Source organism: Pararobbsia alpina (genome assembly GCF_902859895.1).
Lineage (GTDB): Bacteria > Pseudomonadota > Gammaproteobacteria > Burkholderiales > Burkholderiaceae > Pararobbsia > Pararobbsia alpina.
This window is the reverse complement of the sequence record NZ_CADIKM010000015.1, coordinates 89,162-108,333: the sequence shown is the minus strand read 5'-3', so window position 1 is coordinate 108,333 and position 19,172 is coordinate 89,162. Positions and strand designations below refer to the sequence as shown.

Sequence of the window (19,172 nt, the reverse complement as noted above, 5' to 3'; positions counted from 1 at the left end):
CGGCGCATCGCGAGGCCTAATTTGATTTGTGAAGCGACGACTTGTGAAAGTCATCCGTGAATTTGCTTGTGAAATTCAATTTCATTCGTAAAGTATCATACAAATGGTTCGAGCGAGCAGGGTGTAAACCCGGGAGCGTCGGGATAGGTGAAACGGAACGAGGCGTTCGACCCAGACAGGCCGGGAGTGAGGCCTGGGTCGAATGAGGCGGTGGTCTGAGAGGAATACGCAGACGATGTGACGAGTCCAGGGGTAGTGCCCTGGATAGGGCACTTCGAAAACGAAAACTCAGACGTCGAAGCGTACCCCTTGCGCGAGGGGCAGCGACTCGCCGTAGTTGATCGCCGTCGTCATCCGGCGCATATAGCCTTTCCACGCGTCGGAGCCTGATTCACGTCCGCCGCCAGTGTCTTTCTCGCCGCCGAACGCGCCGCCGATCTCGGCGCCGCTCGGCCCCATATTGACGTTGGCGATCCCGCAGTCACTGCCGAGCGCCGATACGAAGCGTTCGGATTCGCGCAGGTCGTGGGTCAGGATGCTCGACGACAAGCCATACGACACCGCATTGTTCAATGCGATTGCCTCGTCGAGGCTCGCGAACTTCATCACATAGAGGATCGGTGCAAAAGTTTCCTCGCGGACGATCGCCGTCTGCGATGGCATCTCGACCAGCGCGGGCCGCACGTAATACGCATGCTCGCCCATCTCGGGCGCGGTCCGCTCGCCGCCGGTCACCTTGCCGCCCTGTTCGCGCGCGCAAGCAAGCGCGTGTTGCATGCGTTCGAAAGCCGCACGGTCGATCAGCGGCCCCACGAGCGTTTGCCCATCGAGCGGGTCGCCAACGCGTATCTGGCGATAGGCCGCTTTCAGGCTCGCGACGAGTTCGTCGTGGACCGACTCGTGCACGAAGAGCCGCCGCAAGGAAGTGCATCGCTGGCCGGCCGTGCCGGCGGCCGCAAATACGACCGCACGCCGCGCAAGTTCGAGGTCGGCGGTCTTGCAAACGATCGTGGCGTTATTGCCGCCAAGCTCAAGAATGGTCCGGGCGAAACGCGGCGCGACCGCCGCGGCGACTTGGCGCCCCATGCGCGTGCTGCCCGTTGCACTGACGAGCGCAAAGCGCGCATCGGCCACCAGCGTCTCACCGAACTCGCGCTCCCCGTTGGCAACCTGAACCAGATCCCCGGGCACGGCGCCGAACGCCTGACAGGCCTTGTCGAAGAGCTGCTTGACCGCGAGCGCGGTGAGCGGCGTCTTCTCCGACGGCTTCCATACGACGCTGTTGCCGCAGACCAGCGCCAGGGCAGCATTCCAGGCCCAGACAGCCACTGGAAAATTGAACGCGGTAATGACAAGGCATGGGCCGAGCGGATGCCAGGTCTCGAGCATCTTGTGATCGGGCCGCTCCGAGGCGATCGTCAAGCCGTAGAGCTGGCGCGACAAGCCCACCGCGAAGTCGCAGATATCGATCATCTCTTGTACTTCGCCGAGCCCTTCCTGCTCGATCTTGCCGGCCTCGAGCGAGACCAGTCGACCCAGTTCGGTCTTCGCGGCGCGCAGTTCATTGCCGAGCAGGCGTACGAGTTCGCCGCGCTGCGGAGCGGGCACGCGGCGCCAGGCATCGAACGCCATGACCGCACGCGCGGCAATGCCGGCGGCGTCGGCCGGCATATTGCGGTGTACGTGTCCGAGCACGCATCCGTCGATGGGCGAAATCGAGCGCATGCCTCCTTCGACCCCCGCCTCAAGATCGAAACCCAACGCGCGCCGGGTGCCCGATTTCCCGCCGACGGGCTCATTGACGATTTCCGAATCCATTTCCGTTGCCATAGTCATCGTCCCATGCTTGACGTCCTCCCCCTACCTGAAGGAAGGGGATTCCCACTTCAACGAATGCACCCCAACATCATCTCCAAGAGACATGGGACTTACGCTTTTTCCATTGGACTGACACCGCCAGTTCGGAGGCCGCTTCAAGCCGCCGCCAGAATTTCCGAACCTACCTCGATGCGCATCTGCGGGTGATACGCACGCCCGAAGCGATTGGCGAGAAAGTCGCCGAGCGCGATCGATTCCTGTCCGACAAAACCGGCCTTCGGCAAGCGCCCAGTACGCAGCAAGTCGACCGCCGCGCAAATGCCTGCCGCGGTGGTGATCTGGATCGCGCTCATGCGCCCGCGTCGCGTCTCCTGCGCGAAGATCTTGCGACTGAAGGTTTCCTGGGAGAACTGACCGTCGCGCTCGCCGCTGACCGTGATGAAGATCAGCACGACGTCCTGCATGGTCGAGGGCACGGCCGCGCGCATCAGGTTCTTGAGCGTCTGCTGGTCTTCGCTGAGACGGAGGTCCTCGAGCAGGAATTTCATCAGCTTGCGGTGCCCCGGATAGCGCACGGACTTGTAGTCGAGCGACTCGACCTGGCCCGCGAGCGTCTCGCATAGCGTGCCGAGACCGCCCGAGGTGTTGAACGCCTCGTATTCGGTACCGTCGAGCATGAAATGTTCGAGCCCTTCGAGTGGCAGAACGCGCTCCAACTTGCCTGCGCGAATCGCATCGCAAGGGTGGCAATATTCGTTGACGAGACCGTCGACGCTCCAGGTCAGATTGTATTTGAGCGCGTTGGTCGGAAACTCCGGCAGTGCGCCCACCCGCATCTTGACATCGCGAACGCTGTCGAAACGCTTGACGAGTTCATGAGCGGCGATGCCGACAAAGCCGGGCGCGAGGCCGCACTGGGGCATGAAGACGGTGCCTGCCCCTTCGGCAAGCGCACGAATCGCCCGGGTCGCGTAGACGTCTTCGGTGAGGTCGAAATAGTGCGCACCGGCCGCGCGCGCGGCGGTCGCAGCCTTGATCGCCATCTGATACGGCAGCGCGTTGACGACGACCTCGAAGCGGCTTACGAGCCTCGTCAGCAGAGTGAGATCCGACAGATCGATCACCTCGGTCGCCACACCGGCTTCGGCCACCTTGGCCAGCGCCGCGGCCTCACGATCGGCAACCGTGACCTGGTAGTCGCCGCTGTCATGGAGCAAGGTCGCAATGGCCCCTCCGATATGACCCGCTCCCAGAAGGATGATTTTCATGGCCCTGCTCCTGTAGAACCCGAGTCGGCGATCGACCTCGTTTACAGAAATTTTATATGGCCATGCAGTCAATCGAAATGGATGAATTGTCGAGCACAACGGATCATCCGTGACGATATGACCGGAATAACGTCAGTTTGACGAGACGGCGCCTGCCCCCCGCTCTCATGCCGTCACCGATGCCGCGACTGAGTCCGCTCAAAACAGTTGCGTGCCCCGCTCGATCTTCCTCGACAGGACTACTGAGGTGCGCGTGCGCGCGACGCCCTCGATCGAGCCGATCTCGTCGAGCAGCCGGTCGAGCCGCGCAGGCGACGGCGCTTGGAGCATCAACATATAGTCGAACTCGCCGCTCACCGAGCAGAGGGTCTGAATTTCGACGATCTTCGACAGCTTGCGAATCACGTCAGGCCCACTGCGCGCCTCGACGGTGATGCCGACGAACGCCTGCACGAGTCCGTCGATGACCTCGCGGCTCAGCCGCAGGCTGTAGCCCGCGATGACGCCGTCGCGCTCGAGCCGCGCGATCCGGGAGATGACCGTGGTACGTGCGACGCCGATCTCCTTGGCGAGACGCGCCGTGCTCGTGCGCGCATCGTCCTGGAGGTGGGTGATGATCTTCAGATCGATCTCGTCAAGATTCTGCACGGCGTTTCGTCTGGAAATTTGAAAGTCTCCTGAAAACGATCGAACGGGACCGGACCAGGTCGAGGCCACCAAACCTCTCTGGCAAACGACGGCCCGACGGCCTGGCATCAAATAATAACCTTGGGTTTTTCCCGCTTCTTTTCTCATATCCGGGCCATTCCGTATTCACATGCCAATCCTGACGCAATTGCCATGAAATTGCTGACGCAATTGCCATATAACTCAGATCAATATTCGGTAACAAAAATTCCTCTCCTGCATCCCCGTTCATCCCGCCGAGCCCGCCCCCGCCGTGCCGGCGTGCCTCAGCCATTGTTTTATTTCGCAAAAGACTGGTTTACCCTCAACGACATCGCACAAAAAGTGAGCTCGGGTTAGCATCCCGTGGCCTTACCCCTGTCCAAAGGTTCTGCAAATTCAATTCCATTTGTGTACATTCCGGTTTTCTCGCGACGCTGCGCAGACCACACGATGGATTGGGCAGTACCGCCATGACGAACCGCTTCTGTAGCTTGCCGTCGCAAGCCGTCTGTAAGTTGTTTAGCCGTTTAACCACCCCGCTCCCGGAATATTCATGCTCGGCCTAGTTAGTATTGCCCTCAAACGGCCATACACCTTTGTCGTCCTGGCGATCGTCATTTTGATCGTCGGGCCGTTGTCCGCCATGCGGACCCCGACTGACATCTTTCCGGATATCCGGATCCCGGTGATCAGCGTGGTCTGGCAATACACGGGGCTGCCGCCTGACCAGATGGTCGGCCGCATCACCTCGCCATTCGAACGCACGCTGACGACCACCGTCAACGACATCGAACATATGGAAGCCGAATCCGTCAACGGCTTCGGGATCATCAAGATCTTCTTCCAGCCGGGCGTCAACATCAGCACGGCGAACGCACAGGTCACAGCGATCGCGCAGACGCAGCTCCGGCAGTTGCCGCCGGGCACTACGCCACCGCTGATCCTGAACTACAACGCGTCGACGGTGCCGATCATCCAGCTCGCCTTGTCCGGCAAGGGGCTCTCCGAGCAGAACCTCGCCGACATCGGGCTCAATTCCCTGCGGCCCTTCCTCGTGACGGTCGCGGGCGCGGCGATCCCCTACCCGTTCGGCGGCAAGACGCGCCAGATCCAGATCGACGTCGACCCGGCCGCGCTCCAGGCGCACGGCCTCTCTGCGCAGGACGTCGCGAACGCGCTCGCGATGCAGAACCTGCTCACACCGGTCGGTACGCAAAAAATGGGGGACTTTGAGTACACCCTGCAGCTCAACAACGCGCCGTTCGACATCAAGGCGCTCGGCGACATGCCGATCAAGGCCGTCAACGGCACGACGGTCTATATCCGCGACGTCGCCAACGTACGCGACGGCAGCCCGCCGCAGACCAATATCGTTCACGTCGACGGCCACCGCTCGGTGCTCATGTCGGTGCTCAAGAACGGCTCGGTTTCGACGCTCGGCATCATCGCGGGCATCAAGCAGCAAGTGCTCAATGCGAAATCCTCGATGCCCGACTCCCTGGTCGTCGCCCCGATCGGCGACCAGTCGCTGTTCGTGCGGGCCGCGATCACCGGCGTCGCCCGCGAAGGGATCATCGCCGCCGCGCTGACGAGCCTGATGATCCTGCTGTTCCTCGGTAGCTGGCGCTCGACGATCATCATCGCGACTTCGATCCCGCTGGCGATCCTGGGGTCGATCGCGACGCTCTCGGCGCTCGGTGAAACGCTCAACATCATGACGCTCGGCGGCCTCGCGCTCGCGGTCGGGATTCTCGTCGACGATGCGACGGTGACCATCGAGAACATCAACTGGCACCTCGAGCAGGGCAAGGAGGTCGAGACCTCGATTCTCGACGGCGCCGCGCAGATCGTGACGCCGGCATTCGTGTCGCTGCTCTGTATCTGTATCGTGTTCGTGCCGATGTTCTTCCTCCAGGGCGTCGCGCGCTTCCTGTTCGTGCCGATGGCCGAGGCCGTGATCTTCGCGATGATCTCGTCGTTCATCCTGTCGCGTACGCTCGTGCCGACGATGGCGAACTACCTGCTCAAGAAGCACGCCCATCATGAAGAGGGCGCCCACGTGGCGCCGAGCCGCAATCCGCTCGTGATTTTCCAGCGCGGCTTTGAAGCGCGCTTCGAAAAGATCCGCGGCGGCTATCACGCCCTGCTCACGCTCGCGCTGGCCAACCGGCGTCCGTTCGTCAGCGTGTTCTACGCCTTTATCGTCCTGTCGTTCACGCTCGTACCGTTTCTCGGCCGCAACTTTTTCCCCGCAGTCGATTCAGGCCAGATCCTGATGCACGTGCGCGCGCCGGTCGGGACGCGTATCGAGAAGAGCGCCCAGATCTTCGCGGACGTCCAGAACGTGGTTCGCCAGATCATCCCGCCGACAGAACTCGGCACCATGGTCGATAACGTCGGGATGCCGGTCAGCGGTATCAACCTGGCCTATAACAATACCGGCACGATCGGCACGCAGGACGGCGATATCCAGATCGCGCTCAAGGAGGGCCACCGGCCGACCGCCGAGTATGTCCGCGAGATGCGCGAGAAACTGCCGCGCGAGTTTCCGGGCGTCACGTTCTCGTTCCCGCCCGCGGACATCATCAGCCAGATCTTGAACTTCGGCTCACCTGCCCCGGTCGACCTGCAGATCCGCGGCAACAACCTGCCGGCCAACTTCGTCTACGCCGACCAGCTGCTGCGTGAAATCCGCCGCGTGCCCGGTGTCGCCGATGCACGCATCCAGCAGTCCCAGGCCAATCCGACCTTCGAGGTCAATGTCGACCGCACGCGTGCCCAGCTGCTCGGTATCAGTGAGCGCGATGTGACCAACAGCATGGTCGTGAATCTCGCCGGTTCGAGCCAGGTCGCGCCGACTTACTGGCTCAACAACCAGAACGGCATCTCGTATCCGATCGTGATGCAGACGCCGCAATACAGCCTCGATTCGCTTGCCGAGCTGCGCAACCTGCCGATCTCGTCGAGCCCGACCTCGGGCGCGCAGATCCTCGGGGGCCTGGCGACCTTCAAGCGTACGGGTAGCAATGCGGTGGTCAGCCAGTACAACATCCAGCCGATGGTCGAGATCTTCGCCACGACGCAGGATCGCGATCTCGGCACGGTCGCGAGCGCGATCCAGCAGATCGTGAAGAACCACGCGAACACGCTGCCCAAGGGTTCGACCGTCGCCCTGCTCGGCCAGGTCCAGACCATGAACAGCGCGTTTGCCGGCATGTTGTTCGGCCTGCTCGGCGCGGTCGTGTTGATCTATCTGCTGATCGTCGTCAACTTCCAGTCGTGGGCCGACCCGTTCGTGATCGTCTCGGCGCTGCCGGCTGCGCTCGCCGGCATCGTCTGGATGCTGTTCGCGACGCATACGACCCTGTCGGTGCCCGCGCTCACCGGTGCGATCATGTGTATGGGGGTTGCCACGGCGAACTCGATCCTGGTCGTGAGCTTCTGCCGCGAGCGCCTCGCCGAACACGGCAACGCGCTTCAGGCCGCGCTCGAGGCCGGTTTCACACGCTTCCGGCCCGTCTTGATGACGGCCCTGTCGATGATCATCGGCATGGCGCCGATGGCCCTCGCGCTCGGCGAAGGCGGCGAGCAGAACGCGCCGCTCGGCCGAGCCGTGATCGGCGGTCTGATCTTTTCCACTGCGGCGTCGCTCCTGCTCGTCCCCGTGATTTTCTGCATCGTTCACTCGCGCCCTGGGCGCGCGTCTACCCCGGCATCCGCTTCCCGAGGTCCTGCTCATGTCGTCTGAAACCACTTCCCCCGTCGTCATCCCGCGGCGCCGTATTAAAGTCGTCGGCGTGATCGCCGTCGTCGCCGTCGTCCTCGTGGTGGCCGCAGGCATCGAGACGCGCTCCTCCGATGCGCGCCATCTCGAGACCTGGACCGACACCCAGGCCGTGCCGACCGTCAATCTCGTCGTGCCCAGCCGCGACTCCACCGGGCCGATGCTGAACCTGCCCGCACGACTCGAGGCCTATACGAGTGCGCCGATTTTTGCGCGCGTGAACGGCTACCTCAAGACGTGGACGGCCGACATCGGCACGCCGGTCAAGGCCGGGCAAGTGCTTGCCGAAATCGAGACACCCGAACTCGACCAGCAGATCCTGCAGGCACGGGCCGACCTCAGCAGCGCCAAGGCCAACTCAGCGCTCGCCGGCACGACCGCGCACCGCTGGCAGGCCATGCTCAGCTCCGACTCGGTATCGCGTCAGGATGTCGACATGCGCACCGCCGACTTCACGGCGAAGGACGCGCTCGTCCAGGCCGCCCAAGCCAATGTCGATCGCCTCGTCGCGACCAAGGGCTTTGCCCGAATCGTCGCGCCATTTGACGGTGTGGTCACGGCTCGTGATACCGATATCGGCCAGCTGATCAATGCGGGCAGCGGTGGAATCGGACAGGAATTGTTCGCCGTCTCCGAAGTCAAGCAGTTGCGTGTCTATGTGCAGGTGCCGCAGAACTACGCGCCTGAAGTGCATGCTGGCGCAACCGCGAGCCTGACCGTGCCCGAGCATCCCGGCCAGACCTTCTCCGCCCACGTGATCGCATCGTCCGGCTCGGTCAATGCCCAGTCCGGCACGACCCTGGTCCAGCTCCTCGTCGACAACTCGAGCGGTGAGCTCCTGCCCGGTGGCTTCGCGAACATCCAGTTCTCGCTGCCCGTCCAGGCCAATATGGTACGCATCCCTGCGAGCGCGCTCGTGTTCGACAGCCGCGGCCTCGTCGTCGCGACGCTCGGCGCGAACAACCGTGTGCAGTTCAAGCCCGTCACGATCAACCGCGACCTCGGCGACGCCGTCGAGATCGGCTCGGGTCTCACGCCAGACGACCGCGTGATCGATACCCCACCTGACGGCCTGCTCGACGGCGATGCCGTGCAGGTTGCGACGACCGACAAGAAGGCGGCCGCACATGGTTAAGTACGGACTCCCGGCGCTGTTGGCCGGCACCGTCGGGCTCGCGGCTTGCTCGCTCGCACCCGACTATCACGTGCCGCCGACGCCGGTCGCCGACAGCTACCGGACCATCGGGCCGTGGACCAGCGCACAGCCCGCCGATCAGTTGAGCCGCGACGGCTGGTGGAAGATCTACAGCGATCCTCAGCTCGACGACCTCGAACAGCGCCTGCTCGCGAACAACTCCGACTTGCGCGCCTCGCTCGCGCACTATGAGCAGTCTCGGGCATTCCTTTCGGAGAGCGAATCGGCACTCTATCCGACGGTTAGCGTGGCGGGCTTGCCGCAGCGCAACCGGCAGTCGGACAACCGGCCCCTGCGTGTCGGCGGTCCGAACGAGTACAACTCCGCCACGGTCGGTGGCGAGGTCGACTATGAAGTCGACCTCTGGGGCCAGGTACGCGACAGCGTCGCCGCGGCGAGGGACGAGGCCCAGGCATCGAGGGCCGACCTTGCCTCTGTCCAACTGAGCCTGCAAATCCAGTTGGCGGACAGCTATGTGCGGCTGCGCGGATTCGACCAGCAGACCGAACTGCTCCAGCAAACGGTGGTCGCCTTCGCCAAGGCACTCGAACTGACCGTGACGCTCCACGGCGGCGGAATCGTCGCGGGGCTCGATGTCTCGCGGGCGCAGGCGCAATTGTCATCAGCGAAGTCGATGTTGTCGCAGAACATCGCCCAGCGTGCGCTCGTCGAGCATGCGATCGCCGTGCTCGTCGGCCAGTCGGCAAGCGAATTCACGATGCCGCAGCAGACCGCCTCGATCCCATTGCCGACGATTCCTATCGGTGTGCCCTCTGCCCTACTCCAGCGGCGCCCTGATGTCGCTGCCGCGGAGCGGCGGGTCGCCGAGGCCAATTCGAGGATCGGTGTAGCGCGTGCCGCGTATTTCCCGCAGCTTACTTTAAGCGCTCAGGCCGGCTTCCAGAGCTCCATGTATGCGAGCCTGCTCAGCGCGCCAAACCTGTACTGGGCAATCGGCCCGCAGCTCGTGCAATACGTGTTTGACGGCGGCTTGCGCCGGGCCCAGCTGAATGCCGCGAAAGCCGCGACCGACGAGGCTGGCGCGCGTTATCGCAGCGTCGTGCTGATGGCGTTCCAGCAGGTCGAGGACAATCTCTCAATGCTGACCGACCTCGGCACCGCGCTCAAGGATCAGCGTGACGCTGCCGACGCTGCCCAACACTCGGTCGACCTCGCGCTGAACCAATACAAGGAGGGTGCGATCGGTTATCTCGACGTCGTGCAGGCGCAGACGGTCGCGCTCGATGCACAGCGTGCCTTGCTCGATATCCAGACGAATCAACTCAGCGCCAATGTGCAGCTCGTGCGCGCGCTCGGCGGTGGTTGGTCGGATGCGGAACTCGCCAGCACTAAGGCGATGCCCGTACTGGTTGCAGCGGGGGCGACGCCCAAGGCGAACTAGAAATAGCTCGTCTGCGAATGGACGAGTCGTTGCTTGCCGCATTGCGTTGCCGTTCAGGCGGCTGGACCGGCGACGCGATGCGCGCGGCAGGCTTGCGACGGGCCGGGCAGCGAACGGCCTTACACCGCTCCAGCCCCTCGCATGAATATGCCGGGCTTCAAAGACCCTTCGAAGACCCTCTCCAGGCCACCTGGGCTGTCCGTCGGTGGCCGGATTGCAGCGGCGCTATTGCGTTCGGCGTGAAGGCCAAGGTGCCTGGCACGCCTCGCGCGCTCAATGATCGTGCGACATCCCTTTCAGCGCCGCCTCACCCGCATCGCGCGCAGCGGCCGGCGTCGCAAAGCTGTCGTCCGATAACAGGACACGCCGCACGTCGTTTTCTTTCATGTCGAGCAATGTGATTGCCCACAGGTAGCCAGCGCCGTGTTCTGCCGTATGGACAGAAGCGCGGACTTTGCCCGCATCCTTGTTCGCGTGTTTCCCTGACATGACTGTCTCCTTTCTTCAAAGAAATTGAAGGTTGATATCCCCTGGGAATGAGCGGCCCGGTGGAGATCGGATCAGCCCCGGTCATCACACACCGGGACGAACTGCATCGTCTGTCAAGGCAGCAAATTTCGATCCCGCACGGGCCTGCGCGGCCTGCTCGAATCGTGCTGGCGAATACTGCCGAATTCATTGCAGTATGCGCCATCCGAGCGTCGCCGGATCAGCGATTGCCGCGCGCCTTTCCGCCAGCCCGCTACAATCTCGGACATAAGCAATCCGGAACACCTGCACCATGCATTCAGGCGATCGCAAACAAGACACCCCCCAAGCCAGCTTCGATGCCTATGTCGAAGCGTTCCAGGAACTCCTGCATGCGCCCCTTCCGATCCCTCAGGCGTTCGAGGGCCCTTGCCCCATACGAGAGATCGATGCCGGCAAGCCTGTCGCGCTGATCGTCTCGCCCCATCCTGACGACGAATGCATCGTGGGTGGCCTGCCCTTGAGGCTTCACCGCGAGGCCGGCTATGAAGTGGTGAATGTCGCGGCGACGCTCGGCAGCAATGTGGCACGGCGCGAAGAACGATGGATCGAATTGACCCACGCATGCGGCGAACTCGGCTTTGCGACAGTCGATCCGGATTTCGCGGGGCAACTGCCCTTGCATCTCGCACGCCGCACGTCCGAGCCGGACAGCTGGGGGCGCGATGTCGCACGGCTTGCGCAGGTATTCGAACAGTTCCGGCCCGCGCTCGTGCTCTGCCCGCATGGCGCCGATGGCTCGGCCACGCATATCGGCACACATACACTGACGTTCGATGCCTTGCAGGCCTATGGCAAACCGACGTGGCTCGTGCAGAGCGAGTTCTGGGGAACCATGGCGTCGCCGAACCTGCTCGTCGAGCTTTCGGTTGGCGACGTGAGCACCTTGTTGCGCGCACTCGTCTGCCACCGCAAGGAAGTCGAGCGCAATCCCTATCACCTGAAGCTGACCTCATGGCTCGCGGACAGCGTGCGGCGCGGTGGTGAAACGATTTTCGGTGCGGGACTCGAGCCGCCTTCGTTCGACTTTGGCGCGGTCTACCGGGTCGATCGCTGGAACGGAAAGCGCATCGAATCGCGTGAGAGCCGCTGCGCGATCGGCCTGGCCGAGTCGTTGCTGCCGGTATTCGCGCAGTAGGCTTGCGCTATCCGCCGATCCCATTCGAATCCGCGAGCCCGGCGGGGGTCGGCGACCAGCGTGCGAAGACGCGATACAACACATAGCTCGCCGCGAGCGCGGGGAGCGAAGCCCCCCACTGCGGTTCGAAGCGTGTGACGTACTGGTAGACAGCGATGCCTGCGATCCAGGCAACGGCGCCGACCCAGCTCAGTGCGACCTGCGTGCTGTCGGGCGTACGCGGCCGCGCGCCATGGTGTGCGATCACGACACCGAACAAGGGCACGAATATCGATCCGAGCAGATAAAGGAAATCCTGGTAATTCTGGATCGGCAGCAGCAAAGCGAGCACCGTGGCAATCAGCGCCAACACCGGCCCCCAGACGCGCACCGACCACTTGGGCACCAGGCTGTGCGTCGAAACGGCTGCGGAATACAGATCGCTATAGCCGTTATCGGTTTCGTCGATCAGGATCAAGGCCAGTGCGAGCGCACCAAAGCTCGCCTGCAGAATCGTCGGCATGAGTTCCGCCCCCGGATGCAGCGCGGCGATCAGGATACCCAGCAGGAAGCACCATGCGTTCGCGAGACCATAGCCGACGAGCGTGCCGCCGAATGCGGCGCGCGGCGAGCGGCCGTAGCGCGTGTAGTCGGCGACCAGCGGCAGCCATGAAATCGGCATGGCGATCACGAGGTCCACGGCGGCGGCAAACGCAAGGCCGCCCTTGCCCGGTTGCTCGAGCAACACAGGGCTCGCTTCGCGAGCGAAACGCACTGTCAGCCAGACGAGCGAGGCCAGCATCAACCATAGGCCGATACGCCGGATAAGGCGCCGCACCACGCCGACCATGCTCAGTGACAACAGTCCGGCGAGCACCGCGCCGGCAAGCACCGTGAGCCATGGCGGGGGAATCGCATGGAACTGCTGCCTGGCGATCGCACCCAGCCCGTCGCGCAGCACGACGATTTCGAACACCGACCATCCGAGCAATTGCAGCACGTTGAGCGCGATCGGCAGGACAGCGAAGCGCCGGCCGAGCGCACTCCAGATCAGGCCGGCGCTCGACACACCGGAAACCGAACCGAGATAGCCGACCCAGGCAAGCAGAAGCGTGCCGCCGATCGTGCCGACGGCGACGGCTGCCGCGGCGGCTGCGCCGCTCAATGCGGGAATCAGCAGGGCGCCTGCCTGCATGACAAGCAGGCCGACGCCAAGGCTGCCCCACAGGGCGAGGTAGTCGGAGAAGCCGAGCTTGCGCAGCTCGGGCGGCACGGGGTGCAGCGATTCGTTGACCACGCGCGTGGTGGAATTGGAAAGCGGTGAGGCGGACATGGGCGGCTCTGAATGGATCATGACTGATCGGGAACGCCGCCGGAAACCGGGTCGATACGACTACATCGATGCGCTTCCCTACGCTGGTGCGATCCAGATCAGGTTCAGCGGGTCGAGTACTGGCGCGTCGAACCGACCGCACAGGCACGCTCTCAGCCGGCCCCACCGGCTCCCCGAGCAAGCCGACACCTTCGCATGTCAAACGGAGGACGTCAATTTTTTTAGGGAACGGATCGGTCGTCGAAAGGTCGGCTTCATTGGCGCATTGGCGCATTGGCGCATTGGCGCATTGGCGCATTGGCGCATTGGCGCATTGGCGCATTGGCGCATTGGCGCATTGGCGCATGGAGGTTGAGGGGCGGAGCTAATGGGGGAGGTCTGCGTGCGAGGAGGAGCAGCAGAACGCCGACACGCCGCTGCACTGCAACATCCCACAGCGATATACACTGAAAGCGCATTGACCGAATCGCCCCAACCGAGGACGCAAGCCATGATGCCTGACCAACAAGACCGGGACACGCTATCGGACACCGACACGCGGCCCGCCATGGAGAATCCCGCCGTCGATCCCCTGGTGGCCGAACGCCCCGGACCTGAGCACTTCGATGCAGCCATCGGCCATGTGGACACACTCTGGTCGTCCGGCAATATCGCGGCGAGCGCGGCACGCGGCATCCTTTACAGCATCGTTGAGACGCTTGGCACCTTCGTCGGCGACCCCGACCTCCCCGAGCACGCGCGCGCCGGTTATATCGGCCTGCTTGAATCAGCACGGGAGTTGCGGGTCAAGATCGGCGAATAGACGCAAAAGGTTATCGCGGCGGATACATAAGGTTCGTCCGATGCCATACGGCCAGGACGACGGATTACGACGCGACGGCCCCTGGATCGGACCGTCGCGAGCATGCCGCAACCATCACGTGACGATCCGGGCCCCGACAGTTCGAGGCCCCCCCCGGCTTGGGAGAATCCGCAGATGGCACCACAACAGATTCGCGTCGGTATGGGTGGCTGGACTTTCGAACCCTGGCGCGGCAGCTTTTATCCCGACGATCTGGCGCAAAGCAAGGAGCTTCACTACGCGAGCCGTGAGGTCACGGCGATCGAGATCAACGGCACTTACTACGGTTCGCAGAAGCCCGCGACATTCGCCAAATGGCGCGACGACACGCCAGACGGTTTCGTGTTTTCGCTCAAGGCCAGCCGCTATGCGACAAATCGGCGCGTGCTGGCGGAAGCGGGGGAATCGATCGAGCGCTTCGTGAACAGCGGCATCACCGAACTCGGTCCGAAGCTCGGCCCGATCCTCTGGCAATTTGCGTCCACCAAGCGTTTCGAGCCGGACGACTTCGGCGCGTTTCTCGCCATGTTGCCGAAGAAAGTCGACGGTCATGCCTTGCGCCACGTTCTCGAAGTGCGCCATCCGAGCTTCATGACGGCCGAGTACGTCGAGCTTTCGCGGCGGTACGGTGCCGCGACCGTCTTTGCGGACTCGGATCAGTACCCGTCCTTCGCCGACCTGACCGGGGATTTTGTCTATGCGCGGCTGATGTCGAGCAGCGAGCAGTTCAAGAGCGGCTATGCGCCGAAGGAGCTGGATGCATGGGTGGAACGCGCGACGGCGTGGGCCAACGGAAAATCGCCCGATGACCTGCCTCGTGTCGGCGACAAGGATCCCGTGGCCAAGCAGCGCGATGTGTTCATCTTCTTTATCAACGGCGCCAAGATCCGCGCGCCCCATGCGGCGAAGGCCCTGCTCGAGCGGCTGAAGAAATAGGCCGCCTGGATCTCCGTGGCGGCCAATCCTTCATCAATGGTGTGCGCGCGACGCGCGCGTAGCTGCCGCCTTTTTTTTTGCTGCCTGCGACCGGGCGGCTGCCGCTCTGGTGGCGGCTCCCTTCTTGGCCGCGGCCGACCGCTCGGCGGCGGAACGTCGGCTTGCCGACTCGTGAGCCTGCTTGGAGAGCGCCTTGGGTGAGGCGGCTGCCCCACTCTCCCGCTTGAGTGCCTTTGTCGCGGCGGCCGAACGCTTCGCATGCGATTCGGCGTTACCGGCCGTGGGCGTCTTCCCCTGGCCGGCATCGCTATCGGACTTGGCCTTGCGACGCGTGGCTTCGGAGACGCTGCCCTTCTTCGGCGGCTTCAGCTTGACCCCGGCGCGCCGGGCTTCCGACAGGCCGATCGCGATGGCCTGCTTGGTGGACTTCGCGCCGTGCTTGCCTTCACGGATGTGGTCCACCTGTTCCTTGACGAAAGCACCAGCCTGGGTGCTGCCAGACTTGCCCTGACGCTTTGCGGCGTGAGCACGTTCCAGTGTTTTCTTCTCAGGCATGACAAACCTCCATGGTTAGGTTCGTATTCCTGAGGACAGCAACGGGTGTGCCCGGACTCGTGCAAACTCAGGCTTGCACGGCGCGCGCACGTCCGTTGAGAATGACCGCGCCCACGCAAAACGCCAACATCTCCCATGGAATCCCGACCGGGCCCAGGCTATGGAAAAGCGGCCCGACCAACGCGGCTGCCAACGAGCCGCCCAACATCTGGACGCAGCCCAGCAGCGCCGCGCCTGTCCCGGCTATCTCAGGCAGTGACTGCAGCGCTTGCTGGATCGAGATGGGTAGCGTCGCACCCGCGCAATACGCGACGATCGAGAACCCCAGGGTAAGCGGCACGATCATGCCACCCGTGCCCGACAGATATTGCACGATCAGAATCGCCACCGAACCGAGGCAGGCCGTCACGAGATGCGCCTTCAGCAAGCCTTCGGCGGAGCGCCCGCGCGAAAGGGTCGCGGTCGCCCACGATCCCGCGATGATGCACGCGCTGATCAGCGCGAAGATTCCCGCATAGTTCAGCGCACTCAGATGCAGCGTGTTCACGAAGACGAGCGACGAACCCGAGACAAAAGTGAACAGGCCTCCGAAGGTGCATCCTGTCAGCAGGGTGTTCGCTATCGATACCCGCGAACGCACGAAGCGCAGGTAGTCGTGCGCGACGCCGCGTCGTTGCCCGCTTGCATTCGGGTCCAGTGTCAAACTCTCCCTGAGCGACATCCAGATAACGCAAATCAGCACGGCTCCCGCCCCGGCGAGACACAAAAAGATCGCGCGCCAGGAGAGGCCGGCCATGAGCATCAAGGCACCCAGCGGTGGCGCGATCACAGGTGCGACCTGGCTCACCGCATTCACGTAGGCAAACTGAACGCGCGCCGATGCAGGGTCCGGGAACGAGTCGCGCACGATCGCGCGCGAAAGGACCATGCCGGCTCCCGCGCCGGCGCCCTGCAAGGCGCGCCAAACGAGAAGCGTCGGCAGCGACGATGCGAACGCGCATGCCAACCCACCGGCGACATAGAGAACGAGCCCGATCAGCAACAAGGGGCGGCGCCCGTAGCGATCCGAAGCGGGACCGTAGATGAGTTGCGCCACCGCAAACCCAAACAGAAAGGCACTCAAGGTCGCGGCTGCCGACTGCGGCGCCACCGCGAGCGCTCGCGCAAGCTGCGGCAAGGCGGGCAGGTTCAGGTCGATCGAAAGCGGTGGGAGTGCCGAGATCGCGCCGAGCAGGACGCCGAAGCCGATCGACCCCGGTTTCAGGTGGAATGCCCCCGTCTCGGCGTCGGGCCCCGTCGATTTTCCAAATGCGAACACCATGTGTCTTTGCTTTCCCACCAGGTAAACATCTTTCGGTCACCCCAATTGAATGGTTGGGGCGTTGGCCTACGCGGTCGTCCGTCACCGGCCGGTTGCGACCGTGAGACCTCGCGCGCACGACGTGGGCGCACTACAGCCCGTACGCCGATTTGCCGGGGGCTTAGTATAGCGGTGCAGTAAATCACAGGCAGGACAGGCGCAGCGGAATGGAATTTCCTATTGAAGTTGAATTTCATCTTTCAGATATTCACTTTCAGCGCTGAAAGAGCGCGCGTGCGGAGGGCTTGCGATCAAACGTCGCAAGCAGCACGCAAGATGGATGACCGATCGATCGACCGAATGAACGATGCGTTCCGAGCGAGCGCATTCGATGCACACGCCGCATTGCGCGGCGTGTGTCCTTCTAGCCTACTCGCCCCGATAGTTGAGCCATACCTTCATCGGCCCGCTCTCGCGGTTATGCCATGCGAAGTACGGAATCGCGACTATCGTCGCTGGATCCGGCGATCCGTTCGATCCGTCCTGAGCCATCGGTCGATACAGTGCCCCGCTCCAACTGGAGCCGATCGACCGGCGATGCGCCGCCGCCTTCAGCACGACCACACCGCCCAACTGTTCGGCCTTCCAGCTGGCCTCGATCTGTGTCGGATCGACATACAGCTCATCGAGATCCACACCCGGCATGTCCGCACGTTCGACGCAATACAACAACGGACCCCGGCTCAGCGCGACACGCCCACGGTTTTCGGCAACCTTCGGATGACTTTGCCAGACCCGCACGGTCATCGGCAGATCGAGCCGGATCCGATCGCCATGCTGCCACGCGCGACGAATTTCGACATAGCCCTGCGAATCCGGCTTCGCTTCGAGCGGTACACCGTTGAGCGTCAGCACAGGCAAGCCAGTCTTACCTGGCTCCGCGGCATGGCCGCCTGCTTCGCGGGCCGGCGTCGTCAGGTTGGCCGAGCCGTCGACCCAGCCCGGGATCCGCAGCTTCAACGAGAACTCGCCCTCGCCGTCGACCGTGATTTCGATCGCGCCATCCCACGGATACCGCGTGCGCTGGCGCAGACCGACTGTGCGTTCGCCGAGCGGCACCTGTGCATCGCTTTCGACGTAGAGGTGAACATAGATCGCATCCGCGTCGGTCCCGTACACATAACCCGGCAGGGAGGCGAGCGTGCGCGCCACATTCGGCGGACAGCACGCGCAGTGGTACCACGGCTGACGGCGGTGACCGCCATCGTCCTCGAGCGGATTCACGTAGTAGTACTCACGCCCGTCGAGCGACCAGCCCGGCAGCATGCCGTTATACAGTGTCCATTCGAACAGGTCGGCATATCGCGCATTGCCGGTCGCCGCGAGCAGCCGGTGGCACCACATCATGCTGGCAATCGCCGCGCACGTCTCGGTATAGGCCTGCCCATTCGGCAGCTCGTAGTCCGCGCCGATCGCCTCGCCGTCGTGACGCGAACCGACACCGCCGGTGATATACATCCGCTGCGCGGTCAGCCGCTCCCAGAGCGTTTCGAGCCTCGGCAAAAGTTTCGCATCGCCGGTCTCGAGATAGAGGTCAGTGATCCCGCAGGCCATATACAGCGCGCGCACCGCGTGGCCGGCGAGATTTTCCATCTGGTCGAACGGCACGTCGTCCTGGTAGTACGCGTCGCCGAACCGGCCGCCCTTGAGCAGCCCATGGCCGCGTGCCCGGATGAAGAATCGCGCGAGTTCGAGATAGCGGGTCTGGCCGGTCTCGCGAGCCAGTTCGATCAAGGCCATTTCGATTTCCTCGTGGCCGTCGACCGCCTCGATCTTGCCTTCGGCGGCCGGCCCGAAACGGCTGCACAGCATGTCGGCAAAGCGGGTTGCGATATTGAGCAGCCGCGTCTGGCCCGTGCTGCGATGGTTCGCGACCGCGGCCTGGATCAAGTGGCCGCCGACATACATTTCGTGGAGGTCGCGCAGATTGGTCCAGCGTTCGCCCTCACGCTCGAGGCAGAAGTAGCTGTCGATGTAGCCATCCGCGCCTTGCGCGCGCTCGATCAACGTAATGCCTTCCTCGATGCGCTGCTCGAGCAGCGCGTTCGGGCCGCGGGCGACCAGCCACGAAGCGGCCTCGAGCCATTTATAAAGATCCGAGTCGTTGAAGAACAGACCCTCGAACGGTCCGTCGTATTCGCCGAACACGCGCCGGAAGTTGTTGAGCCGGCCCGTGCTTTCGAGCAGGTCCCATTGGCTCGGCAAGGTCTGCTCGAGATTCGTCGCGAAGCGGTGCCCCCAGAAATCGCCACGCAGTTCGACGGCCGTTACCGCGACGGGCTTGATCCGGGCATATGCCGTCGATGCGAAATCGACGACCACGGGCTGACGCAAGGTTATCGTGTCGTTCATGGTGTGAGTTGCAA

At 63.4% G+C, this 19,172-nt stretch carries 15 protein-coding genes and 1 riboswitch; of the genes, 7 read left to right on the top strand and 8 right to left on the bottom strand.

Annotated features, from left to right (window positions below; genetic code table 11):
- Nucleotides 1–288: 288 nt before the first annotated feature.
- The 3 genes from amaB to HV670_RS16500 all read right to left on the bottom strand — a co-directional run bounded on the left by amaB (nt 289) and on the right by HV670_RS16500 (nt 3,734).
- The gene (gene amaB, locus HV670_RS16510) at nt 289–1,725 is read right to left on the bottom strand and encodes an L-piperidine-6-carboxylate dehydrogenase (RefSeq protein ID WP_246257533.1); all 1,437 of its coding nucleotides are present in this window, start codon (nt 1,723–1,725) and stop codon (nt 289–291) included.
- A gap of 248 nt (nt 1,726–1,973) precedes the next feature.
- Nucleotides 1,974–3,086 (bottom strand): saccharopine dehydrogenase family protein, encoded by a 1,113-nt coding sequence (locus HV670_RS16505; RefSeq protein ID WP_175105873.1) that lies wholly within the window; start codon nt 3,084–3,086, stop codon nt 1,974–1,976.
- A gap of 198 nt (nt 3,087–3,284) precedes the next feature.
- Nucleotides 3,285–3,734 (bottom strand): Lrp/AsnC family transcriptional regulator, encoded by a 450-nt coding sequence (locus tag HV670_RS16500; RefSeq protein WP_246257531.1) that lies wholly within the window; start codon nt 3,732–3,734, stop codon nt 3,285–3,287.
- Nucleotides 3,735–3,854: 120 nt separating this feature from the next.
- Between HV670_RS16500 and HV670_RS16495 the strand changes: the two genes are divergently transcribed.
- From HV670_RS16495 to HV670_RS16480, 4 genes are all read left to right on the top strand, one after another.
- Nucleotides 3,855–4,112: a hypothetical protein gene (locus tag HV670_RS16495; protein WP_175105871.1), complete on the top strand. Its 258-nt coding sequence runs from the start codon at nt 3,855–3,857 to the stop codon at nt 4,110–4,112.
- A 196-nt stretch (nt 4,113–4,308) separates the two neighbouring features.
- Nucleotides 4,309–7,503, top strand: a complete 3,195-nt coding sequence (locus HV670_RS16490; protein ID WP_175105870.1) for an efflux RND transporter permease subunit — start codon at nt 4,309–4,311, stop codon at nt 7,501–7,503.
- Nucleotides 7,493–8,674, top strand: coding sequence for an efflux RND transporter periplasmic adaptor subunit (locus HV670_RS16485; RefSeq protein WP_175105869.1), 1,182 nt, complete (start codon nt 7,493–7,495; stop codon nt 8,672–8,674). Before HV670_RS16490 ends, HV670_RS16485 begins: the two co-directional genes overlap by 11 nt.
- Nucleotides 8,667–10,136, top strand: a complete 1,470-nt coding sequence (locus tag HV670_RS16480; RefSeq protein WP_175105868.1) for an efflux transporter outer membrane subunit — start codon at nt 8,667–8,669, stop codon at nt 10,134–10,136. The genes HV670_RS16485 and HV670_RS16480 overlap by 8 nt, the downstream gene beginning before the upstream one ends.
- A 273-nt stretch (nt 10,137–10,409) precedes the next feature.
- On the opposite strand, the gene HV670_RS16475 is transcribed toward HV670_RS16480, so the two are convergent.
- Complete coding sequence (locus HV670_RS16475) at nt 10,410–10,625, bottom strand: hypothetical protein (protein WP_175105867.1); 216 nt, start codon at nt 10,623–10,625, stop codon at nt 10,410–10,412.
- A 292-nt stretch (nt 10,626–10,917) separates the two neighbouring features.
- Between HV670_RS16475 and HV670_RS16470 the strand changes: the two genes are divergently transcribed.
- Nucleotides 10,918–11,802, top strand: coding sequence for a PIG-L deacetylase family protein (locus tag HV670_RS16470; protein WP_175105866.1), 885 nt, complete (start codon nt 10,918–10,920; stop codon nt 11,800–11,802).
- 7 nt (nt 11,803–11,809) lie between these two features.
- On the opposite strand, the gene HV670_RS16465 is transcribed toward HV670_RS16470, so the two are convergent.
- A complete protein-coding gene (locus HV670_RS16465) occupies nt 11,810–13,114 on the bottom strand; it encodes a purine-cytosine permease family protein (RefSeq protein WP_175105865.1) in 1,305 nt (434 codons plus the stop codon).
- Between the two features lie 58 nt (nt 13,115–13,172).
- Nucleotides 13,173–13,300, bottom strand: a riboswitch (TPP riboswitch).
- A gap of 361 nt (nt 13,301–13,661) precedes the next feature.
- On the opposite strand from HV670_RS16465, the gene HV670_RS16460 reads away from it, so the two are divergent.
- Both HV670_RS16460 and HV670_RS16455 read left to right on the top strand, forming a co-directional pair.
- Nucleotides 13,662–13,916: a hypothetical protein gene (locus HV670_RS16460; protein WP_175105901.1), complete on the top strand. Its 255-nt coding sequence runs from the start codon at nt 13,662–13,664 to the stop codon at nt 13,914–13,916.
- Nucleotides 13,917–14,090: 174 nt separating this feature from the next.
- On the top strand, nt 14,091–14,891 hold the full coding sequence (locus HV670_RS16455; RefSeq protein ID WP_246257530.1) for a DUF72 domain-containing protein: 801 nt from the start codon (nt 14,091–14,093) through the stop codon (nt 14,889–14,891).
- A gap of 33 nt (nt 14,892–14,924) precedes the next feature.
- Here HV670_RS16455 and HV670_RS16450 read toward each other — a convergent pair whose 3' ends face one another.
- The 3 genes from HV670_RS16450 to HV670_RS16440 form a co-directional block, all read right to left on the bottom strand.
- Nucleotides 14,925–15,446, bottom strand: a complete 522-nt coding sequence (locus tag HV670_RS16450) for a DUF6496 domain-containing protein (RefSeq protein ID WP_175105863.1) — start codon at nt 15,444–15,446, stop codon at nt 14,925–14,927.
- A gap of 67 nt (nt 15,447–15,513) precedes the next feature.
- Entirely contained in the window at nt 15,514–16,767 is a 1,254-nt protein-coding gene (locus HV670_RS16445) for a multidrug effflux MFS transporter (RefSeq protein ID WP_175105862.1), read from the bottom strand.
- 408 nt (nt 16,768–17,175) lie between these two features.
- Nucleotides 17,176–19,158, bottom strand: a complete 1,983-nt coding sequence (locus HV670_RS16440; RefSeq protein ID WP_175105861.1) for a glycoside hydrolase family 127 protein — start codon at nt 19,156–19,158, stop codon at nt 17,176–17,178.
- Nucleotides 19,159–19,172: the final 14 nt, after the last annotated feature.